Source organism: Halolactibacillus halophilus (assembly GCF_900115605.1).
Lineage (GTDB): Bacteria > Bacillota > Bacilli > Bacillales > Amphibacillaceae > Halolactibacillus > Halolactibacillus halophilus.
This window is the reverse complement of sequence record NZ_FOXC01000024.1, coordinates 1-21433: the sequence shown is the minus strand read 5'-3', so window position 1 is coordinate 21433 and position 21433 is coordinate 1. Positions and strand designations below refer to the sequence as shown.

Here is a 21433-nt window from a genome sequence, read left to right as displayed (position 1 = left end):
GGCATATAACAAGTCCCATATTAGTGATTGCGGTAATATGCGCCGTTTTCTGTTAGTTGAAAAATAAGTTCAGCTAAAGCCTCTGTTGATTGTTTCGTATCATTTTTTAACCATTCTTTTAAAATGGCCATACTGCCACTCACACCAAATAAAGTAATATACGCCTTCATCTCATCATCATACTGATTTAAATGTGTGAGTGAGATAACATTCACAAAGCGCATGATTTCAATTTCTAATGTATCGTCACAATGGTCGCTCAATAATACCGAAATTAAATCAGCGTTCTTTTTACCGTATTCTAGGATGGGGATTAACATCTGCTTACTAACAGGTGAAGTGGTATCGATGCTTTGTTGTTCCATATAGTGACGAATGTTTGCTACAACGTCTACTTGGATTTGTTTCAATAAATCGTATTGATCAGCATAGTGGGTATAAAATGTACTACGGTGCACATTAGCCGTATCGCATAAATTTGTTACTGAAATTTTAGAAATATGCTTATGTTGTAGTAGTTCAACTAATGCGTCCTGCAATAACATTTTCGTTATTTTCACACGACGATCGTTCCTTTTCGTCATAGAATCACCTCGTAAATAATTATAGAGTAGAATACAATAGCCTGGTCAAAAAACTTAACAATACCCGACAGTATTGTATAAATTGTCGGGTTTCAGACAAACAATCCGACATTGTAGATTGATAATAGACACTATGTCTATTATAATTTAAATATAGCAACAGTGCAATAAGCTTCTACACCATGAAAAGTCTTGATATATGTTGTGTAAGTTATAGTTTGATTTATGTGGTCTATAGAAGTGAAGTAAAATCAAAAATATAAAAAATTGACAGTATCTCGATAGGTAAAGATGCTAAGAAACGATAATTAGGGGGGCGACATACGTGAGTTATGTACGTGTAGTAGATGAATTTAAGCGTTATACAATGGGAGAAAATACCATTGTCGCAAATAATGGTATTAGCTTTGATGTAGAACAAGGACAATTTGCGGTCATTTTAGGGCCGAGTGGAGCAGGGAAATCAACAGTATTAAATATTTTAGGTGGCATGGACTCACCAGATGAGGGCCACATATATGTCGAGAATAATGATATTAGTCAATATTCAAAGAAACAACTCACAACTTATCGTCGTGACGATGTCGGATTTGTGTTTCAATTTTACAATCTAGTGCCAAATTTAACAGCACGAGAGAATATTGAACTGGCTAGTCAAATTTCACCGGACGCGCTCGATGTTGATGAGGTAATGGAAAGTGTTGGTTTAACCGATCGACGTGATAATTTCCCAGCTCAACTCTCCGGTGGTGAACAGCAACGGGTGGCGATTGCAAGAGCCCTCGCGAAAAATCCAAAATTGTTATTATGTGATGAACCAACAGGTGCTTTAGATATTGAGACAGGGAAACAGATTCTACGCCTTCTGCAAAAGACAGCGCGTGACTTTAATACAACCGTCATTGTCATTACGCACAACGGTCAAATAGCGCCGATGGCAGACAGAGTTATTTATATCCATGATGCGAAAGTAAAAGAAATTGTCGAAAATCCACGCCCACGTTCAGTAGATGAAATTGAGTGGTAGAAAGGAGCTCTCATGCAGAAAAAAACAGCCCTATATAAAATGATTTGGCGTGAGATAACTTCTTCAAAAGCACGCTTTTTCTCGATTTTATTTTTAATATTACTTGGTGTTGGTTTCTTCGCTGGTCTGCAAGCAACTGGACCAAATATGTTGAAGACGGCCGATGATTATTTTGATCAACAAAACTTGTACGATTTACACATTCAATCTAATTATGGATTAGACGAAGAAGAATATGCATTATTAGACGATAAAGAAGAAATAGAGGCGCTTGAAGGTCATTACAGCAGTGATGTACTCTTTGGGGAAGATAGGTTAGTCATCAAGTTAATTGGTTATGATGAAGAAAATCAACTCAATCAATTCAGAGTAGATGAAGGCCGTTTACCTGAACGGCCAAATGAAATAGCACTTGACTATAGCGATGTGATAACAAGTCAATATGAGCTTGGTGATGAAGTCATGATTTATAGTGGTAATAAGGATTCGAATCTTTCTGATACCGTCTCAGAATCAACTTATACCGTCGTAGGTTTTGTCACATCACCACGTTTTATTACTAATGATTCAAGAGGTCAGACGACGATTGGTCGTGGTCAACTCGATGCTTTTGGTGTTGTTCAAGCGGATGTCTTTACGCTTGATGTGTATACGGATCTGTTTGTCACATTTAAAGCATCAGCGAATCAGTCGATGTACAGTGATACTTATATAGATCAAATGAAAGATTATAAAGATACCTATGAACCAGCCTTAGAAGACGTCGGTACGGGGCGTCTTGATCAGATAAAGGCTGATGCTGAAGAAGAGGTTGAAGAAGGTCGAACTGAAATAGAAGAGGCCAAACAAGAACTTTCGGATGCTGAACAAGAATTAACAGAAGCCAAAACAGAACTTGAAACTGGTAAAGAAGAACTTGAATTAGCTGAAGCTGATCTTGAAGAAGCCTTTTTAGAACTTGACCGTGAGGAACAAAACTACCGCGAGGGTGTTGACACTTTCGAACAAGAAATGATAAAGGCAAAAAAACAACTTCGAGATCAAGAAGAAACGCTCGAAGAAAGTGAACAACAAGTACAAGACGGTCTAAGTGAAATAGAAGCGGGACTAAATCAATTAAACGAACCTTTTGTCGATCTAGTTACCCAAGAGACGGCATTACTTGACCAAAGAGATCAGATTCGTCAATTAAATCAACAGCTCACGGCATTATTTCAAACACCAACGGATCAGTTGACAGATGGGATGAAACAAGACTGGATTGATGAGACAGCTGAAGTGACATTTAATGAAACGTCACTATCCTCGTTATTACAAGGTTACTTTAACGGTACGGTGACACAAGAAGAGATTAAGACGGTTATCGCCTCAACCGATGCTAGCTTAACATCCGGTATTTCTGAGCTTCGAACGAATATCAATGAGATTAATACGCAACGCGCTGAGCTAGAAACGCAGCAACAAGAATTAGAAGGCAGTCTTCAAGAGATTGAGGCAGGAAAAGAAGCCCTTGAAGATGCGCGCACCGACTTAAATAATCAGCGCACGGAAACGGAACAAGAACTTGCCGATGGTCGGCGTCAGCTTGATGAGGGATGGGCTGAGTATGACCAAGGTCTAAGTGAATTAGAAGAAGCAAGAGTAGACCTCGCTCAAGGACAAGCGGACTATGAGGAAGGACTTCAAACGTTTAATGAAGAAAGACAAGACGCTGAACGTGACATCGAAGAAGCAGAACAAGAACTTGATGACGCCCTTGAAGAGCTTGATACACTGGAGGCGCCAACATATTACTTAACCGTTCGTCATGATAACGGTCAACTCGTGGAGTTTGAGGATAATGCTGAACGGATGAGTGACTTGGCAACGATTTTCCCGGTTGTCTTTTTCTTAATCGCTGCACTTGTCACACTTACGACAGTGACACGGATGATTGAAGAGCAACGGATAGAAATGGGAACATTGAAAGCACTGGGATACACCGACCGTGATATTCAAAAGAAATACTATCTTTATGCTTTATCTGCAACTTTATTTGGGGCAATTCTCGGGTTAGCCTTAGGATACACGTTATTACCAAAAGTGATTTTTAATGCCTATCAAATTCTGTATAACTTACCACCACTTGCGTTAGATTTTTATTGGTCATTTACTTTGATTTCGCTTGCTGTCGCGTTATTCTCTAGTTTAGTGACTGCTTGGTATGTGTTGCGTAAAGACCTAAAAACAACACCTGCTATTCTGATGCGACCCAAAGCACCAAAGGTTGGAAAACGTATTCTAGTCGAACGGATCACACCGTTATGGCGTCGAATGAACTTTATGCAGAAAGTGACCGCTAGAAATCTGTTCCGTTATAAACAGCGGATGTTAATGACTGTGATTGGAATCAGTGGTTGTGCCGCTCTTATTATTACTGGATTTGGCCTAAAAGGAGCAGTTGAAGGGATTGTCGACTTGCAATTTGGTCGAGTGATGAATTATGAAGCGGTTGTGGCACTTGATAGTGCGGCGTCATCAACTGAAAAAGAAGTGTATCGAGACATTATCGCGGATAATGAGACGATTGAAGCATCGTTAATGGTTTATCAAGAAACACTTGATGCTAATAAGTCTGGGGTCACACCACAGGATGTGACGATGTTTGTCCCTGAAAACCCAGCAGAACTCGATCAGTTCGTTCAACTTAAAAATAGAACAAGTGCTGAAACGTTTGATTTAGAAAAAGACGGGGCGATCATTACTGAAAAATTAGCGACCTTATTTGAAGTGGAAAAAGGAGATGACCTAACTCTTACAACAGCGGATGATGATGCGCTTACCGTTACGGTTGGAGGGGTAGTCGAAAACTATGCGGGCCATTACCTCTATCTAAGTCCAGATATCTACGAATCCATGCAATCAACCGTGCTAGAATATAATGCCGAACTGTTGAAGTATCCCTACAGTGAAGACTTTGAAGCTGAACTGAGCGATGCTTTAAGTGACTCGGACTATGTCATTACAACTAGTTATAATCAGTCGATGCTTAATTTATTTGAAGATTCGATGGAAAGTCTCAATATTGTCGTGGTTGTCTTAATTGTCTCAGCAGCTGGCTTAGCCTTTATTGTGCTATACAATTTAACCAATATTAATGTGTCAGAACGAATCAGGGAATTATCAACAATTAAAGTACTCGGGTTTTATGATAATGAAGTGACGATGTATATTTACCGAGAGAATATTATTTTGACACTGATGGGGATTGTTGCCGGGGGCTTATTCGGCCGTCTGTTACACATCTTTGTATTAGATACTGCTTCGATGGATAATATGATGTTTAATCCGAGTTTATCATGGACGAGTTATCTGTATGCGGCGATTCTTACCATGGTCTTCTCAACGATGGTGATGTTGATGATGCACCGGAAACTCAAACATGTGGATATGATTGAAGCGTTAAAATCAAATGAATAAGAGATAAAATGTTTTTAGATGTGTATGCTTGCCTGTCTTGGCTTTAAAAGATAATTAAAACACTGTAAATAATAATTAAAAACAACCGTAATTCCTGATACTAGGGACTTGCGGTTGTTTGTTTAATTGTGGAACGTCTGTCAAGCTATCACAACTAGAGTATATTTGCTGAATGAATTGGAAAACACTAACATTCACCTTTTTTTATTGAAATATTCTGTTAAATAAATGTTGTATCCGAATAATAGATTGATATTTTTTAATAATATTCGTTTTTTGCTATTGACGATTAAAACCGAACCATGTATGATAAACGATGTAATCAAAATAAAACTAAATATTTCGTCGTATAATCTTGAGGATATGGCTCATGAGTCTCTACTGACCACCGTAAATGGTCTGTCTACGCAGAAGTGAATAATCATCGTTTGATGCTATTATTTATTTATATGTTTATGAAAAACTTCTGACTAAACACTACACACTCAAGATTAATGATCTTTGGTGTGTTTTTTTATGCCGACGAAACAAAGAAGGGAAGAGGATTATGTTAGAAAAGTATTTTAATTTAAAAGCGTTAGGTACAAATGTCAAAACAGAGTTTATGGCAGGTTTAACCACCTTCCTTGCGATGGCATATATTTTATTCGTTAACCCAGACGTGTTATCAGCATCAGGGATGGATAAAGATGCAATTTATGTAGCAACAGCACTTGCAGCCGTCATCGGTACACTCGTGATGGGTCTTTACGCGAAATACCCTATCGCACTCGCGCCTGGTATGGGACTAAATGCGTTTTTTGCTTTTACTGTTGTAGGTGATTACGGTATTCCTTGGCAAACAGCGTTAAGTGGTGTATTAGTATCTGGTTTAATCTTTATCGTATTGACTTTGACAGGTGTGCGAGAGGCAATCATCAATGCGATTCCAAAAAATTTAAAACTCGCCGTGGGTAGTGGTATTGGTTTATTTATCGCCTTTTTAGGGTTCCAAAATGCCGGTATTATTGTGGACGATCCTGCAACACTTGTAGCGTTAGGTGATTTTTCAAACGGTAACACCGCACTTGCCATCTTTGGTCTTGTTGTGACTGTCGTCTTAATTTCACTTAAAGTTGGCGGTGGTGTGTTCTACGGTATGGTCATTACGGCAGTTACTGGTATTGTCTTTGGATTGATTGACTTACCAAGTGCAGTATTTGGTTCTGTACCGTCGATTGCGCCAACATTTGGTCAAGCATTCACCAACTTTGGTGATATTTTCACTTTGCAAATGCTCGGTGTTATTTTAACCTTCTTGTTTGTTGACTTCTTTGATACTGCTGGAACGCTTGTAGCCGTTGCAGAAAAAGCTGGTTTAATGAAAGGGAATGAATTACCAAACGCGAGTAAAGCGCTACTTTCAGACTCTGTCGCAACCGTAACTGGCGCCGTTTTAGGAACATCGACAACGACATCATACGTTGAATCAGCGGCCGGTGTTGGCGCGGGTGGACGCTCAGGTCTTACGGCTGTCTTTACGGCTCTCTTCTTCGGTTTAGCGCTATTTTTCTCTCCACTGTTAGGTGTGGTGACAAGTGCGGTAACGGCACCTGCTTTAATTATTGTTGGTGTGATGATGGTTTCAAGCTTAAAAGAAATTGAATGGGATCACATCGAAGTAGCTGTGCCAGCTTTCTTAACGATTATTATGATGCCACTAGCTTATAGTATTGCGACAGGTATTGCGGTTGGATTTACATTTTATCCAATTACGATGTTAGCACGCGGTCGTGGCAAAGAAATTCCAGGTCTAATGTGGGTCTTATCAGTTATCTTTGTGTTATTCCTAGCCTTCTTAAGTTAAATTAACATTAAATCTATTTATGAAGTTGTATAAACAGACACACTAAAGCACCGGCTATAAAGACTATAGCCGGTGCTTTTTTACTACATACTCTGAGTCTTTTTCGGTACGGATATAAGCGATGATTTCTCTTAAAGAAATTTATCATCTTAGAGCGAAAAGCCACCTTCCTCTAACTTTGTAAGAATGGTAGTTCAACTAACGAAGCCTTCATCCCCATCATCTCCACCATTAGTGTATGAAAAATAATTAAAGGCGTTCATTGGAAAAAACAGCGTGTCTATTATACAATATGTATTGGGAGGTTTTAAACTATGTTAGATAGTGCAATTGGAATTATACTGATTATTTTATCAGTTAATATCGTGTACGTTTCTTTGTCCACGATTCGAGTGATCTTAACGTTAAAGGGTCAAAAATATATTGCCGCTGCCATCGGAACATTAGAGATTATGCTTTATACCGTTGGTTTAGGGTTAGTACTGGATAACTTAGACCGAATTGAAAACTTAATTGCCTATGGGATTGGTTACGGTATTGGTGTCATTATTGGTTCAAAAATCGAAGAACGCTTGGCACTTGGTTACACAACGGTTAATGTCATTTCAAGTGACCCGGAACTTAACTTTACCGAACGGTTAAGAGAAAACGGCTATGGTGTTACCAGTTGGTATGCTTACGGTATGGAAGGTGACCGTCTCTCAATGCAAATTCTCACTCCACGTAAATATGAAAGTCATTTGTATCATACAATCAAAGAAATTGATCCAAAAGCTTTCATTATTTCTTACGAACCGAAACAAATCAATGGCGGGTTCTGGGTGAAGAAAGTGAAGAAAGGAAAGATTAAACGCAGTGTCGAACAAGAAGAAACGATCATGCACGTCATCAACGAATCAGAAGGCATCCACGTCTCAGAAGAAACGAAAGAAAGAACGCTTCATAAAACAGACGAATGAATCGCTTGATGATTGCTTAGACCGCATCAAACAGGCAGGCTATATGCCAGTACGTCGAGTGGAAAAACCGGTATTTGAAGAAGTGTTAGAAAATGGCTCAAAAGTGAATAAAGTTGTCTCAAGTGATATTACATTTGATGCAATCTTGATTAAAGACGAACAATAAATTGTTAATGTAATTTATTGTTCGATTTTTATTGACTAACCCCCTTGTAATTGTTATGATAATGATGCAGAAAAAACTATAAAAATGATATAAACTCGCCTCATATAATTTGAGAATAAGGCTCAAAAGTTTCTACCCATTACCGTAAATAATGGACTATGAGAGCAGGTGAATCAAAACAAATCATGTTTAACAATAGTTAAACGTTGTTTGTGATTGTTTGTGTTAATCGGCGATGATTAAGCGCATGTTCATCTTCTCTCATCTAATCCATGACGTGAAGGTGAGTATGTGCTTTTTTAATGAATAATTATTAGAAACGAGGGATAAAATGGCACAAGTTGGTGTAATTATGGGAAGTATTTCTGATTGGGACACAATGAAACATGCTTGTGACGTGTTAGAGACATGTCAGATTTCTTATGAAAAAGATGTCATTTCTGCTCATCGCACGCCTGAAGATATGGCGACTTATGCAAAAGAAGCGCGTGAAAGAGGCTTAAAGGTCATTATTGCAGGTGCGGGTGGCGCCGCTCATTTACCAGGTATGATCGCGGCCTCCACAACCTTACCAGTCATAGGTGTACCGGTTGAATCAAAAGCATTAAACGGTCTTGATTCACTGCTTTCAATTGTCCAGATGCCGGGCGGTGTTCCTGTTGCGACAGTTGCCATAGGTAAAGCAGGAAGTAAAAATGCTGGTCTGTTAGCAGCACAGATTCTTTCGACAACAGATGACACACTCGCTGAAACATTAGCAACATATCGTCTTGAAATGAAAGAGAAGGTAAAAGAAATGAGGGATGAACTTGCCGGCCAATAGTTTACTGTACGGGAAAACAATCGGTATCATCGGCGGGGGACAACTCGGTCGCATGATGGCTACAGTTTTAAGGCATATGGGGTATCATTTGATTGTACTTGACCCAACACCTGATTGTCCGGCCGCTCAACTTGCAGATGAACAGATTGTGGCTAAATATGATGACTTAGAAGCAATAAAACAATTACGCGAGAAGACGGACGTTGTGACTTACGAATTTGAAAATGTTGATTTAGCAGCCGCACGCTATCTAGAAGCTGAAGGCGTCCTACCTCAAGGTGCGAAATCACTAGAGATCACTCAAGACCGTGAAAAAGAAAAACAAGCGATGCTTGATAGTCATCAACCGGTCAGTCCGTTTAAAATTATTACGTCTGAAGCTGAATTAGATGAAGCGATTCAAACAATCGGCTTACCTGCGGTTGTGAAAACATGCCGCGGCGGTTATGACGGTAAGGGCCAAGTCAAACTAAAAACATCAGCTGACTTACCTGGCGTGCGAGATCTGCTTGAGCGGGGCGAGCGACTAATTTATGAAGCGTTTGTCAACTTTGATTGTGAGATTTCAGTTGTGTTTACTAGAGGAATGGACAAAGAGATGTGCTACTTCCCAGTAGGTGAAAATGTGCACCGCGATCATATTTTGCATACCACAACCGTACCAGCAAGTGTATCTGATACAGTGATCGATAAGGCTAAACAAGCAGCTAGAGAGATCGCCGAAACGATTGGCGTTGTCGGAACTTTCACCCTAGAACTTTTCGTTAAGGGTGAAGAGATTTATGTGAACGAACTTGCCCCTCGCCCGCATAACTCTGGTCACTATACGATTGAAGCCTGTAACGTCAGTCAATTTGAACAACATATTCGGGCGATTGTTGGTTTGCCACTTTTACCTATCTATTTCCATGGGGCCAGTCAGATGATTAATTTACTCGGTGATAATTTAAAGCAATACTTTAATCATCCAGAACGCTTAACGGATGTGCATATTCATATGTACGGAAAAAGTGACATCAAACCAAAGCGGAAAGTCGGTCACTTAACAATCGTGGCTGAATCAAGAGAAGCCCTTAATCAAAAAATAAAGGTGCTGCACAGATAATAATAGAGAATGAGAGATAATTGACGCTCAATTGAACGTCACGGGGACAAGCTTTTACTATAGAGAATAAGAAATAGAGAGACGAATAGATCTTGGTAGAGAAAAAAACAGTAGATAAAAATAAGCGACATGCCAGGAGGAAAAATGAATGATAGAACGTTATACACGCGAAGAGATGGGTCGGATTTGGACAGATGAAAACCGTTATCAAGCATGGTTGGAAGTGGAACTATTAGCTTGTGAAGCATGGAGTGAGCTCGGTATCATTCCTACAGAAGATGTGAAAAAATTACGCGAGAAAGCAAGCTTTGATATTGACCGTATTCTTGAAATTGAACAAGAAACACGTCATGACGTTGTTGCCTTCACACGTGCGGTGTCAGAAACGGTCGGCGAAGAGAAAAAGTGGGTTCACTACGGTTTAACCTCAACTGATGTGGTAGATACAGCCCTGTCATATTTAATGAAACAGGCGAATGAAATTATTCGCGAGGATCTAGTCAACTTTATCGAGATTTTAAAAAATAAGGCGATTGAACATAAGCATACCGTGATGATGGGACGCACACACGGTGTACATGCTGAACCAACGACGTTTGGTTTAAAAATGGCCTTATGGTATGAAGAAATGAAACGTAACTTAAAACGCTTTGATGATGCGTGTGCAGTCATTGAAACAGGTAAGCTTTCAGGTGCTGTTGGTACCTATGCCAACATTGATCCAAAAGTTGAACACTATGTCTGTGAAAAACTTGGTCTCACCCCTGCTCCTGTCTCAACACAAACATTGCAGCGCGATCGCCATGCGCAGTATATCGGGACGTTATCTTTAATTGCGACCTCGATTGAAAAGTTCGCAACAGAAATTCGCGGGCTACAAAAGACCGAAACACGAGAAGTGGAAGAGTTCTTTAATAAAGGTCAAAAAGGATCATCAGCGATGCCCCATAAACGTAACCCAATCGGGTCGGAAAATATGACGGGGATGAGCCGTCTCATGCGTGGCTATATGGTGACAGCTTATGAAAATGTGAGTCTTTGGCATGAACGTGATATCTCGCATTCATCCGCAGAGCGGGTCATTATTCCTGACGCGACGATTACGCTTAATTATATGTTAAATCGCTTCAGCAATATTGTGAAAAACTTAACCGTATTTGAAGACAACATGAAACGTAATATTGACCGCACTTACGGCGTCATTTTCTCACAACGCGTCCTCTTATCGTTGATTGATAAAGGGATGAGTCGTGAAGAGGCTTACGATATTGTCCAGCCAAATGCGATGAAAGCATGGGAGAACGGGATTTCGTTTAAATCATTGATTGAAGACGTTGACGCGATTACCTCGCTTCTCACCCAAGCAGAAATTGATGATTGTTTTGATTATACGTATCATTTAAAGAACGTTGACGGTATTTTTGAGCGTATTGGCTTAGCCTAATTTTAATAGAAAAGGGATGATGACATGCTTGAACTACTTTATGAAGGTAAGGCTAAGAAAGTATATCAAACAGATAAAGAAGACGAACTTATTCTTAGTTATAAAGATGATGCAACTGCCTTTAATGGTAAGAAAAAAGCTCAGTTCACGGGGAAAGGACGGTTCAATAATCTCATTACTGCCCACGTCTTTCGTTACTTAACGACCGAAGCAATTCCTCATCATTTTATTGAAACGTTAAACGATACCGACCAACGTGTCTATAAAACATCGATCATACCGATTGAAGTGGTTGTGAGAAATCGCTCGTCGTATAGCTTAAACAATCGATTAGGAATTAAAGAAGACGCGGTCTTCGAACCGGCTTTAGTAGAATGGTTTTATAAAAATGATGCCTTGAATGATCCGCTCATTAATGACCAACATGTCTTTTTATTGACCGATGTATCTAAAGAAGAACTTAACCAGATTTATGAGCTAACTCTAAAGATTAATAACGCACTGAAACGTTTCTTTCATCAAATAAATTTAGACCTAATTGATTTTAAAATTGAATTTGGCAGAAACAGCGCGGGTGAGATAATTCTAAGTGATGAAATCTCACCTGATACGTGTCGATTAGAAGATAGCTACACAAAGCAACATTTAGATAAAGATGTCTTTAGACAAGGGACAGGAAATTTACTCGATGTGTACCAAATCATACTATCACGGTTGGAGGAATTATCATGACAAAAGTAAGTATTCACGTAACGTTAAAAGAAGGGGTTCTTGACCCACAAGGAAAAGCCATTGAAAACTCACTTAGTACACTTGGTTATGACGGGGTACATGATGTTCGAGTAGGAAAACTGATTGAAATGTTTATCGATCATGAAGACGTCGAAGCACAGGTGAATGTCATGTGTGAGAAGCTTCTTGCCAACCCAGTCATTGAAAACTTTACTTATGAGATTGAGGAGGGGGTAGCCCAGTGAAGTTTGCGGTGATTGTTTTTCCAGGATCTAATTGTGACCGTGATATGTATCATGCGGCCAAGGATGCCCTCGGTGCTGAGGCCGAACTTGTTTGGTATCAAGATGCTGCCCTAGAAGGCTATGATGCGATTCTAATTCCCGGTGGTTTCTCTTATGGTGACTACTTACGCTGTGGGGCGATTGCTTCAACATCAGACATCGTCACCTCACTGCGCCGTGAGGCAAAAAAAGGTACGCCGATTTTAGGGGTGTGTAATGGGTTTCAAATTTTACTCGAATCAGGTCTATTACCAGGCGCATTGATTCGTAACCAGAACCTTAAATTCATCTGTCACTTTGAAGAATTAGTTGTCAACAATAATGAGACACTGTTTACAACTGACTATGAAAAAAATGAGGTTATCTCTGTTCCCGTCGCTCACGGAGAAGGTAACTACTACTGTGATGATCAGACATTAGCTGAATTAGTTGAGCATAAGCAGATTGTGTTTACGTATAAAAATAATCCGAATGGTTCAGTTCGTGATATCGCCGGGATTGTTAATAAACAAGGCAATGTATTAGGTATGATGCCGCACCCAGAAAGAGCCGCAGAACGTTTACTTGGAAGTGATGACGGTTTAAAGATGTTTACATCAATGCTTAAAAATTGGAGGGACCAATATGCAACAAACGCGTGAAGTAAGTCCAGAAATAATTGAAACAGGATATCATTATCGTGAAATGGGCTTAACTGATGAAGAATATCAGTCAATTAAACAGATTTTAGGGCGTCGCCCAAACTTCACCGAGACCGGTATTTTTTCTGTGATGTGGTCCGAGCACTGTAGTTATAAAACATCTAAACCACTTTTAAAAAAATTTCCAACCGAAGGTCCACAAGTCATCCAGGGACCTGGAGAAGGGGCTGGGATTGTTGATATTGGCGATGATCAAGGGATTGCCTTTAAAATCGAAAGTCATAACCATCCTTCAGCGGTTGAACCTTATCAAGGAGCAGCGACTGGTGTTGGCGGGATTATCCGCGACATTTTTTCTATGGGCGCAAGACCCATTGCCTCTCTAAATTCATTGCGTTTTGGTTCATTGAATAATCCACGCGTTAAATACCTCTTTGATGAAGTCGTCCATGGCATTAGCGGTTACGGTAATTGCGTTGGTGTCCCGACAGTTGGCGGTGAAGTGCAGTTTGATGATTCCTATGAAGGGAACCCACTCGTCAATGCGATGGCAGTTGGTTTAATTGATAAAAAAGATATTCAACAAGGGATTGCTAAAGGTTTAGGTAATACCGTGTTATACGTTGGTTCAAAAACTGGGCGTGATGGGATTCACGGGGCAACCTTCGCCTCAGAAGACTTGACTGAAGACTCAGAAAGCAAACGCTCAAACGTGCAAGTAGGAGACCCATTCATGGAGAAACTCCTCATTGAAGCGTGCCTTGAAGCGATTCATTGTGACGCCCTGGTTGGGATGCAAGATATGGGGGCAGCTGGTTTAACCTCATCCGCATCTGAAATGGCGAGTAAAGCAGGTATGGGGATGGAAATGAATTTAGACCTTATTCCACAGCGTGAACAGAACATGTCGGCTTACGAAATGATGCTGTCAGAATCTCAAGAACGCATGCTACTTGTCGTTGAAAAAGGGCGTGAACAAGAAATTGTTGATATCTTTAAAAAATACAGTTTAGAAGCGGTGAATGTTGGTCATGTGACGGAGGATAAACAATTCCGGCTCCTGCATAAAGGGGAAGTCGTTTGTGATATTCCAGTTGACTCACTCGCAGAAGATGCGCCAGTTTATTATAAGCCATCAAAAGTACCAACTTATTACGAAGAATTTCAACAAATGGCTCCTTACGCCCCCGTTGTTGATGATTATACTGGAATGTTGAAACAACTCTTACAACAACCAACAATTGCAAGTAAAGAATATGTTTATGATCAATATGATTCAATGGTTCAAGCGAACACGGTCGTAAGTCCTGGGTCTGATGCGGCGGTTGTTAGAATTCGCGACTATGATAAGGCGATTGCGATGACAACGGATTGTAACTCGCGCTACCTTTACTTAGATCCGTTTGTCGGTGGTAAGATTGCTGTCAGTGAAGCGGCTCGTAATATTTACGCAACAGGTGCGAAACCACTTGCGATCACGGATGGTTTAAACTTTGGTAACCCAGATAAACCAGAAAACTTTTGGCAGATGGAACAAGCGGTTGATGGTATGAGTGCGGCCTGCCTTGCTCTTGATACGCCAGTAATTAGCGGGAATGTCTCGCTTTATAATGAAACAAATAATCAAGCGATTTTCCCAACGCCTATCGTCGGCATGGTTGGATTAATCCGCTCAACGAAATATATTACGACCCAACACATGAAACAAGCGGATGACGTGATTCTAGTCATAGGTGAAACAAAACCAGAATTTGGTGGTAGTGAACTTCAAAATGTGTTAGAAGGCAAGTATTTCGCTCAGTCACCTGAAGTTGATTTAGAAGTTGAACGTAAGCGTGGTGACGCTTTACTTGAGGCGATTGAACAAGGTCTTATTCAATCGGCACACGATATCTCTGAAGGTGGTTTCTCTGTCGCTTTAAGTGAAACGTTATTTAACCAAGCAACGCTTGGGGCAACGGTTGACTTAGAGGGTGACGCAACATCACTCCTCTTTAGTGAAACGCAGTCACGCTACGTGATTTCTGTAAAGGGTGAAAATGTTGACCGTGTGACCGCACTTATTCCGGAGGCCGAAGTTGTCGGAACCGTGACAGATGACAAAAAACTTGTCATTAATGTTAGTGGTGAAACAGTGATTGAAGAATCGGTGCAACTATTAGAAGATTTATGGAAAGGAGCTATCCCATGCTTGCTGAAATCAAAGGCTTAAATGAAGAATGTGGTGTCTTTGGTATCTTTGGCCATGATAAAGCAGCTGAAATGACCTATTATGGTCTCCATGCTCTCCAGCACCGTGGCCAAGAAGGTGCTGGTATTGTGACGAGTAATGGAGAGGCTCTTCATCTTCATAAAGGCATCGGTTTAATCAATGAGGTCTTTAGTGAAGGACAAATTAAAAATTTACCCGGACGCAGTGCGATTGGACACGTTCGTTATACGACACAAGGTGGGGGCGGCTATGAGAATGTGCAGCCGCTCGTTTTCCGCTCACAAACATCGAGTCTTGCACTTTGTCATAATGGAAACTTAGTCAATGCCTTTGCGCTAAAGTCAAACTTAGAAGCACAAGGCAGTATCCTGCAAACAACGTCTGATACAGAAGTCGTCGCCCACCTTATCAAACGCAGTGGTCACTTACCACTTGAAGAGGCGATTAAACAAGCACTTGGTATGATCAAGGGCGCTTATGCGTTTACGATTTTGACAGAAGATCAAATGTTTGTTGCTTTAGACCCGCGCGGCCTTCGGCCGCTATCACTCGGTCGACTTGGTGATAGCTATGTTGTTGCGAGTGAAACGTGTGCGTTTGATCTCATTGGAGCAGAATATGAACGTGAAGTAAAACCTGGAGAACTTCTTGTAATCGATGAATCAGGAATACGCTCAACGACGTTTAGTTCACCAATGAAACGGACGCTTTGTTCGATGGAATATGTCTACTTCTCACGCCCGGATAGTAATGTGAATGGTTTAAATGTTCATGCTTCTCGGAAAGTAATGGGAAAACAACTTGCGAAAGAAGCACCGGTTGAAGCTGATATTGTCACCGGTGTACCAGATTCAAGTATTAGTGCCGCGATTGGTTACTCAGAAAAATCCGGCATTCCGTATGAAATTGGGTTAGTTAAAAATCGTTATGTCGGTCGGACGTTTATTCAGCCGTCGCAAGAACTACGCGAACAAGGGGTGAAGATGAAACTCTCACCAGTACGTGGGATTGTCGAAGGCAAACGTGTTGTGATGATTGATGACTCGATTGTGCGTGGAACAACCTCACGCCGGATTGTTAATTTGCTAAAAGAAGCGGGAGCAGCCGAGGTCCACGTGCGCATTGCTTCACCACCGATTGTTAATCCATGCTATTACGGGATTGATACTTCGACAAAAGGCGAATTAATTGCGGCAAATTACTCAATTGAAGAGATGTGTGAAGAAATTGGTGCCGATTCACTTGCCTTCTTATCTGTCGAAGGATTAGAAAAATCTATCGTGATAGAAGATACGATAGAACAAGGGATTTGCCATGCATGTTTTACCGGAAAATACCCAACAGAAATCTATCCAGAATCAATCAATCCAGTATGTAAAGAATAATGGAGGAGGATTTTTAATGAGCGATATTTATAAATCGGCCGGTGTCGATGTTCATGCCGGATATGAGGCAGTAGAGTTAATGAAAAAACATATTAAGCGTACAAACCGACAAGAAGTCATCGGTGGTGTGGGTGCCTTTGCAGGACTATTTGATTTATCATCGATGTCTTACGAAGAACCGGTCTTAGTTTCTGGTACAGACGGAGTTGGAACGAAGTTGAAGTTAGCGTTTCAGTTAAATAAACACGATACCGTTGGCATTGACTTAGTGGCGATGTGTGTTAACGATGTTGTTAGTCAAGGTGCTGACCCACTCTTTTTCTTAGACTATATTGCTTGTGGGAAGAATGAACCTAAAAAAATCGAACAAATCGTCAAAGGTATTGCGGAAGGTTGCGTGATGAGTGGCGCCGCTCTTATTGGTGGTGAGACTGCTGAAATGCCCGGGATGTATCAAGAGGGTGAGTATGATTTAGCTGGCTTTACCGTTGGTATCGGCAATAAGCCTGACCTGATTACAGGTGAAACGATCGAACAAGGCGATGTTGTCCTTGGGATTAAATCAAGTGGTGTGCATTCTAATGGCTTTTCCCTTGTAAGAAAAGTTATTGAGGAACAAAAACTTGGTTTAACTGACTATGTTGACGAACTTGGTATGACCTTAGGTGAAGCGCTCCTTGAACCGACCCGTATTTATGTGAAACTGATTCAACAATTAAAAAATCATATAACGATTAAAGGTCTCAGCCACGTGACGGGTGGCGGTTTTAATGAGAATTTACCACGGATGTTGCCAGAAGGATTAGGCGTGGATATCTTAAAGGGTAGCTGGGACGTGTTACCGATTTTTAATTACCTACAAAAACAAGCAGACTTTTCATTTGAAGATATGCTTGGTGTCTTTAATATGGGCATTGGTATGGCGGTTGTTGTCGCAGAAGAAGAGAAGTTTTTAGCATTAGATATTTTAAATGAACAAACATCAGAAGCTTTTCATATTGGTACCGTCACCGAAGGTGAAGGAGTGAGACTTGTTGAAGAAAACTAAGCACTTAGCTGTATTCGCCTCAGGTACCGGGTCAAACTTTGACGCGATTCAACTAGCAATTGAAGCGGGCACACTTGACGCAGCCATTACGCTTGTCGTGAGTGATGTTCCAACAAGTGCGGTCATTGATAAAGCGAAACGAAAAGGGTTGAAAACATTTGTTTTTGACCCTAAGTCATATCCAAATAAGCGTGTGTTTGAAATAGAAATTGTGGAAGCTTTACAAGAAGCTGAGGCTGATTTTATTATTTTAGCCGGCTATATGCGCCTTGTTGGTCCAACGCTCCTTCACGCCTATGAAGGGAAAATCATCAATATACATCCTTCGCTCTTGCCGAGTTTTAAAGGCTTAGATGCGATTGGTCAAGCCTTTGATGCTGGTGTTAAAATAACAGGTGTGACGATTCATTATGTCGATGAGGGAATGGATACAGGTCGTATTATCGCTCAAGAAGCTGTAAAAGTATCAGACACATACGCGCGTGGTGATTTACAACGCGCGATTCAGGTAGTTGAGCATCAACTTTATCCAGCGACGATTCAATCGTTACTTCAACAATAACCAAGGGGGAATTTTAAGTGAAAAAACGAGCATTACTCAGTGTATCTGATAAAACGGGACTTGTCCCATTTGCCGAAGGTTTGATTGAACTCGGCTATGAGCTTGTATCAACAGGGGGAACACTTAAAGCTTTACATGACGGTGGTCTTGAAGCAAAACAAGTCTCAGAAATTACCGGTTCAGATGAAATTTTAGATGGTCGGGTCAAGTCACTTCATCCGGTGATCCATGCAGGTCTACTTGCTCGTCGTGATGATGAGCACCATATGTCCCAATTACATGAGCGTGAGATTGGTTTGATTGATGTTGTTGTCGTCAATTTATATCCGTTTAAAGAAACGGTTAGTAAGCCAGACGTCACAGAAGAAGTGGCGATTGAAAACATTGATATTGGTGGCCCGACCATGTTGCGTTCGGCGGCGAAAAATTTTCGTGATGTGACGGTCGTTGTTGACCCAGCTGATTATGATGCGGTGCTTACATCATTACAAGCAGGTAGTGACAAACAGATGCGCAAACAACTCGCAGCAAAAGTATTCCGCCATACGGCGCATTATGATAGTTTAATTGCGGAGTACTTTGTGACATTGACGGGTGAAAAAGATACTGAAACATTATCACTAAGCTATGAATTAAAACAATCTCTGCGTTACGGTGAGAATCCACATCAAGAAGCAGCGTTTTATGAAAAAGCCAACTACCAAGGCGCTTCTATTGCGCACTGCACACAGTTAAATGGTAAGGAACTTTCCTATAATAATATTCAAGATGCAAATGCGGCGCTTGAAATTGCGTTAGAATTTGATGAAAAGCCAGTCGCGGTTGCATTAAAACATATGAACCCTTGTGGTGTTGGAATTGGTGACACCATCGAAGCGGCGTTTAATAAAGCTTACGAAGCAGATCCGATTTCTATCTTTGGTGGGATTGTTGCGTTAAACCGTGAAGTCAACAAAGCCACAGCTGAACAGTTAAAGACGATTTTCTTAGAAATTGTGATCGCACCAAGCTTTAGTGATGAGGCGTTAACGATTTTAAAAGAAAAACCTAATTTACGTCTACTGGAAACGGACTTCACGAAAGATACGACCGATCAAAAGAAAGTCGTCAGTGTCTTAGGTGGCTTACTCGTCCAAGACCGTGATGCTGGTCAGGTAACAGTGGATGACTTAGAAGTTGTGACCGACCGCAAGCCAACAGAAGAAGAACTAAAAGCGCTATTGTTCGGTTGGAAAGTGGTAAAACATGTGAAATCAAACGCGATTGTCCTTGCGACAGCGGATAAAACGGTTGGTGTCGGTGCGGGTCAAATGAACCGTGTCGGGGCGGCGAAAATCGCGATTGAACAAGCGGGTGAGAAAGCAAAAGGCGCAACCCTTGCTTCTGATGCATTCTTCCCAATGCCGGATACCGTTGAAAATGCGGCCTTGAGTGGCATCACCGCGATTATTCAACCAGGTGGTTCAAAACGTGACCAAGATTCAATTGATATGTGTAATAAGCATGGTTTAGCTATGGTTATGACGAAGATGCGTCACTTTAAACACTAAGAGAAAGTGGGACATGCTGAAATGAATGTACTTGTGATTGGTAGCGGTGGTCGTGAACATATGTTAGTAAAAACACTGAATAAATCATCTCGCGTCGCTGGGGTGTTTGTCGCGCCAGGAAATGCTGGGATTAGTCTTGAAGCAACGTGTGTAGATATTAATGAAACAGATTTTGATCAGTTAATTGATTTTGCGAAAGAAAAGCAGATTGATTGGACCATCGTTGGTCCAGAAGTCCCTTTAACCAAAGGGATTGTGAATGCTTATAGAGAAGCAGGCTTAAAGATTTTTGGTCCGACGAAAGAAGCTGCCATCATTGAAGGTAGTAAAGATTTCACCAAGGGCTTAATGAAAAAGTATCAGGTTCCAACAGCGGAATATGAAACGTTTACGGATGCCAAACAAGCAATTAATTATATTAAGGCAAAAGGTGCACCAATTGTCATTAAAGCAGATGGCTTAGCGGCTGGTAAAGGTGTCGTTGTCGCAATGACAGAAGAAGAAGCAATTGATGCGGTAGAGGATATGCTTCTCAATCATAGCTTTGGTGATTCTGGTGCTCGCGTCGTGATTGAAGAATTTTTAGACGGAGAAGAATTTTCACTGTTCGCGTTTGTTGAAGGTGAAAACGTCTATCCAATGATTCCAGCCCGTGACCATAAACGGGCATTTGACCATGATGAAGGGCCAAATACCGGCGGTATGGGGGCGTATAGCCCACTCGCTGACTTAGCAGACAGTCAGGTTGACTTTACGATTGAACACGTACTTAAACCTGTTGCTAAAGCGATGGTGAAAGAAGGGCGAGCGTATACGGGTTTATTATATGCGGGTCTGATTGAAACAGAGGCTGGGATTAAAGTCATTGAATTTAACGCACGCTTTGGTGACCCTGAAACACAAGTGGTCTTGCCGCTATTAGAAAATGATCTCATTGATGTGATTGAAGCAGTAAGTGAAGGTCACGATCCACAGTTAACGTTTAAAGATGCCTATGCGATTGGCACGGTTGTGGCGGCCAAAGGTTATCCGGGCGCATATAATAAAGGTGTTACTCTACCAGAACTTCCAGAAGATGAGGATTGTTACGTGATTCATGCCGGCACAAAACAAGTCGGCGATACCTTTGTCTCAAACGGTGGACGTGTCTTACTTGTTGGGTCGGTTAAGCCAACGGTAAAAGAAGCACGCGCGTCGGTATATCGCTATTTAACGCACTTTGATCACACGGATGATTTTTTCCACCGTAAAGATATTGGTGAAAAAGCCTAACGAAAACAATAGATTATGAGCAATCCAATAAAGTTTCAGAGCTAACTAAAAAAGCAGATCAAAGCGGTCTGCTTTTATTGTTATTAAATATACATAAAGGCATAATCGCACGTGTGGATCTCCATTTATCGCATTAAGGCGAGAAGACACCTTCCTCAAGTGCGTCAGCACTAGGTGGGTGATGAATTGCTTGTTTTGAATATTTTTGAATATTTTTGAAGTGACAAACATATATTCCACATGGTATAATTAAAGCACTAACAATGACCGTCACAAAAAAAGAGAGGGTGTGTATCATGGGCATGAAGGCCATTTTTTCAAATCGCTTATATAA

The 21433-nt window shown here is 40.9% G+C and carries 19 protein-coding genes and 2 riboswitches; of the genes, 17 read left to right on the top strand and 2 right to left on the bottom strand.

Going from position 1 to position 21433, the window contains the following annotated elements; genetic code table 11:
* Positions 1 to 20: 20 nt before the first annotated feature.
* Entirely contained in the window at positions 21 to 584 is a 564-nt protein-coding gene (locus BM098_RS08925) for a TetR/AcrR family transcriptional regulator (RefSeq protein ID WP_089832542.1), read from the bottom strand.
* A 325-nt stretch (positions 585 to 909) separates the two neighbouring features.
* Between BM098_RS08925 and BM098_RS08920 the strand changes: the two genes are divergently transcribed.
* The 17 genes from BM098_RS08920 to purD all read left to right on the top strand — a co-directional run bounded on the left by BM098_RS08920 (position 910) and on the right by purD (position 21099).
* Positions 910 to 1611: an ABC transporter ATP-binding protein gene (locus BM098_RS08920; protein WP_089832540.1), complete on the top strand. Its 702-nt coding sequence runs from the start codon at positions 910 to 912 to the stop codon at positions 1609 to 1611.
* Positions 1612 to 1623: 12 nt separating this feature from the next.
* Positions 1624 to 5070, top strand: a complete 3447-nt coding sequence (locus BM098_RS08915) for an ABC transporter permease (protein ID WP_089832538.1) — start codon at positions 1624 to 1626, stop codon at positions 5068 to 5070.
* Between the two features lie 325 nt (positions 5071 to 5395).
* A riboswitch (purine riboswitch) is annotated at positions 5396 to 5496 on the top strand.
* Positions 5497 to 5617: 121 nt separating this feature from the next.
* Positions 5618 to 6916, top strand: a complete 1299-nt coding sequence (locus tag BM098_RS08910) for an NCS2 family permease (RefSeq protein ID WP_089832536.1) — start codon at positions 5618 to 5620, stop codon at positions 6914 to 6916.
* 314 nt (positions 6917 to 7230) lie between these two features.
* Complete coding sequence (locus BM098_RS08905) at positions 7231 to 7875, top strand: DUF2179 domain-containing protein (protein ID WP_089832534.1); 645 nt, start codon at positions 7231 to 7233, stop codon at positions 7873 to 7875.
* Positions 7772 to 8041, top strand: a complete 270-nt coding sequence (locus tag BM098_RS13990; RefSeq protein ID WP_373863178.1) for an NETI motif-containing protein — start codon at positions 7772 to 7774, stop codon at positions 8039 to 8041. Before BM098_RS08905 ends, BM098_RS13990 begins: the two co-directional genes overlap by 104 nt.
* Before the next feature lie 80 nt (positions 8042 to 8121).
* A riboswitch (purine riboswitch) is annotated at positions 8122 to 8220 on the top strand.
* Positions 8221 to 8372: 152 nt separating this feature from the next.
* Positions 8373 to 8864 (top strand): 5-(carboxyamino)imidazole ribonucleotide mutase, encoded by a 492-nt coding sequence (purE, locus tag BM098_RS08895; protein ID WP_089832532.1) that lies wholly within the window; start codon positions 8373 to 8375, stop codon positions 8862 to 8864.
* Entirely contained in the window at positions 8851 to 9969 is a 1119-nt protein-coding gene (gene purK / locus BM098_RS08890) for a 5-(carboxyamino)imidazole ribonucleotide synthase (RefSeq protein WP_234987465.1), read from the top strand. The genes purE and purK overlap by 14 nt, the downstream gene beginning before the upstream one ends.
* Before the next feature lie 148 nt (positions 9970 to 10117).
* The gene (gene purB, locus BM098_RS08885; RefSeq protein ID WP_089832528.1) at positions 10118 to 11413 is read left to right on the top strand and encodes an adenylosuccinate lyase; all 1296 of its coding nucleotides are present in this window, start codon (positions 10118 to 10120) and stop codon (positions 11411 to 11413) included.
* A 24-nt stretch (positions 11414 to 11437) separates the two neighbouring features.
* Entirely contained in the window at positions 11438 to 12145 is a 708-nt protein-coding gene (purC, locus tag BM098_RS08880; RefSeq protein WP_089832526.1) for a phosphoribosylaminoimidazolesuccinocarboxamide synthase, read from the top strand.
* Positions 12142 to 12390, top strand: coding sequence for a phosphoribosylformylglycinamidine synthase subunit PurS (purS, locus tag BM098_RS08875; RefSeq protein WP_089832524.1), 249 nt, complete (start codon positions 12142 to 12144; stop codon positions 12388 to 12390). The genes purC and purS overlap by 4 nt, the downstream gene beginning before the upstream one ends.
* Positions 12387 to 13070, top strand: coding sequence for a phosphoribosylformylglycinamidine synthase subunit PurQ (purQ, locus tag BM098_RS08870; RefSeq protein WP_089832522.1), 684 nt, complete (start codon positions 12387 to 12389; stop codon positions 13068 to 13070). The genes purS and purQ overlap by 4 nt, the downstream gene beginning before the upstream one ends.
* On the top strand, positions 13054 to 15282 hold the full coding sequence (purL, locus tag BM098_RS08865) for a phosphoribosylformylglycinamidine synthase subunit PurL (protein WP_089832520.1): 2229 nt from the start codon (positions 13054 to 13056) through the stop codon (positions 15280 to 15282). Before purQ ends, purL begins: the two co-directional genes overlap by 17 nt.
* Positions 15258 to 16667: an amidophosphoribosyltransferase gene (gene purF / locus BM098_RS08860; protein WP_089832518.1), complete on the top strand. Its 1410-nt coding sequence runs from the start codon at positions 15258 to 15260 to the stop codon at positions 16665 to 16667. Before purL ends, purF begins: the two co-directional genes overlap by 25 nt.
* Positions 16668 to 16683: 16 nt before the next feature.
* Complete coding sequence (gene purM / locus BM098_RS08855; protein ID WP_089832516.1) at positions 16684 to 17715, top strand: phosphoribosylformylglycinamidine cyclo-ligase; 1032 nt, start codon at positions 16684 to 16686, stop codon at positions 17713 to 17715.
* Positions 17702 to 18277 (top strand): phosphoribosylglycinamide formyltransferase, encoded by a 576-nt coding sequence (purN, locus tag BM098_RS08850; protein ID WP_089832515.1) that lies wholly within the window; start codon positions 17702 to 17704, stop codon positions 18275 to 18277. The genes purM and purN overlap by 14 nt, the downstream gene beginning before the upstream one ends.
* Before the next feature lie 17 nt (positions 18278 to 18294).
* Entirely contained in the window at positions 18295 to 19827 is a 1533-nt protein-coding gene (gene purH, locus BM098_RS08845) for a bifunctional phosphoribosylaminoimidazolecarboxamide formyltransferase/IMP cyclohydrolase (protein ID WP_089832513.1), read from the top strand.
* 21 nt (positions 19828 to 19848) lie between these two features.
* The gene (gene purD, locus BM098_RS08840) at positions 19849 to 21099 is read left to right on the top strand and encodes a phosphoribosylamine--glycine ligase (RefSeq protein ID WP_089832511.1); all 1251 of its coding nucleotides are present in this window, start codon (positions 19849 to 19851) and stop codon (positions 21097 to 21099) included.
* Positions 21100 to 21232: 133 nt separating this feature from the next.
* Here purD and BM098_RS13745 read toward each other — a convergent pair.
* Positions 21233 to 21433, bottom strand: a 201-nt coding sequence (locus tag BM098_RS13745; RefSeq protein WP_234987464.1) for a hypothetical protein, incomplete at its 5' end; no start/stop codon positions are given.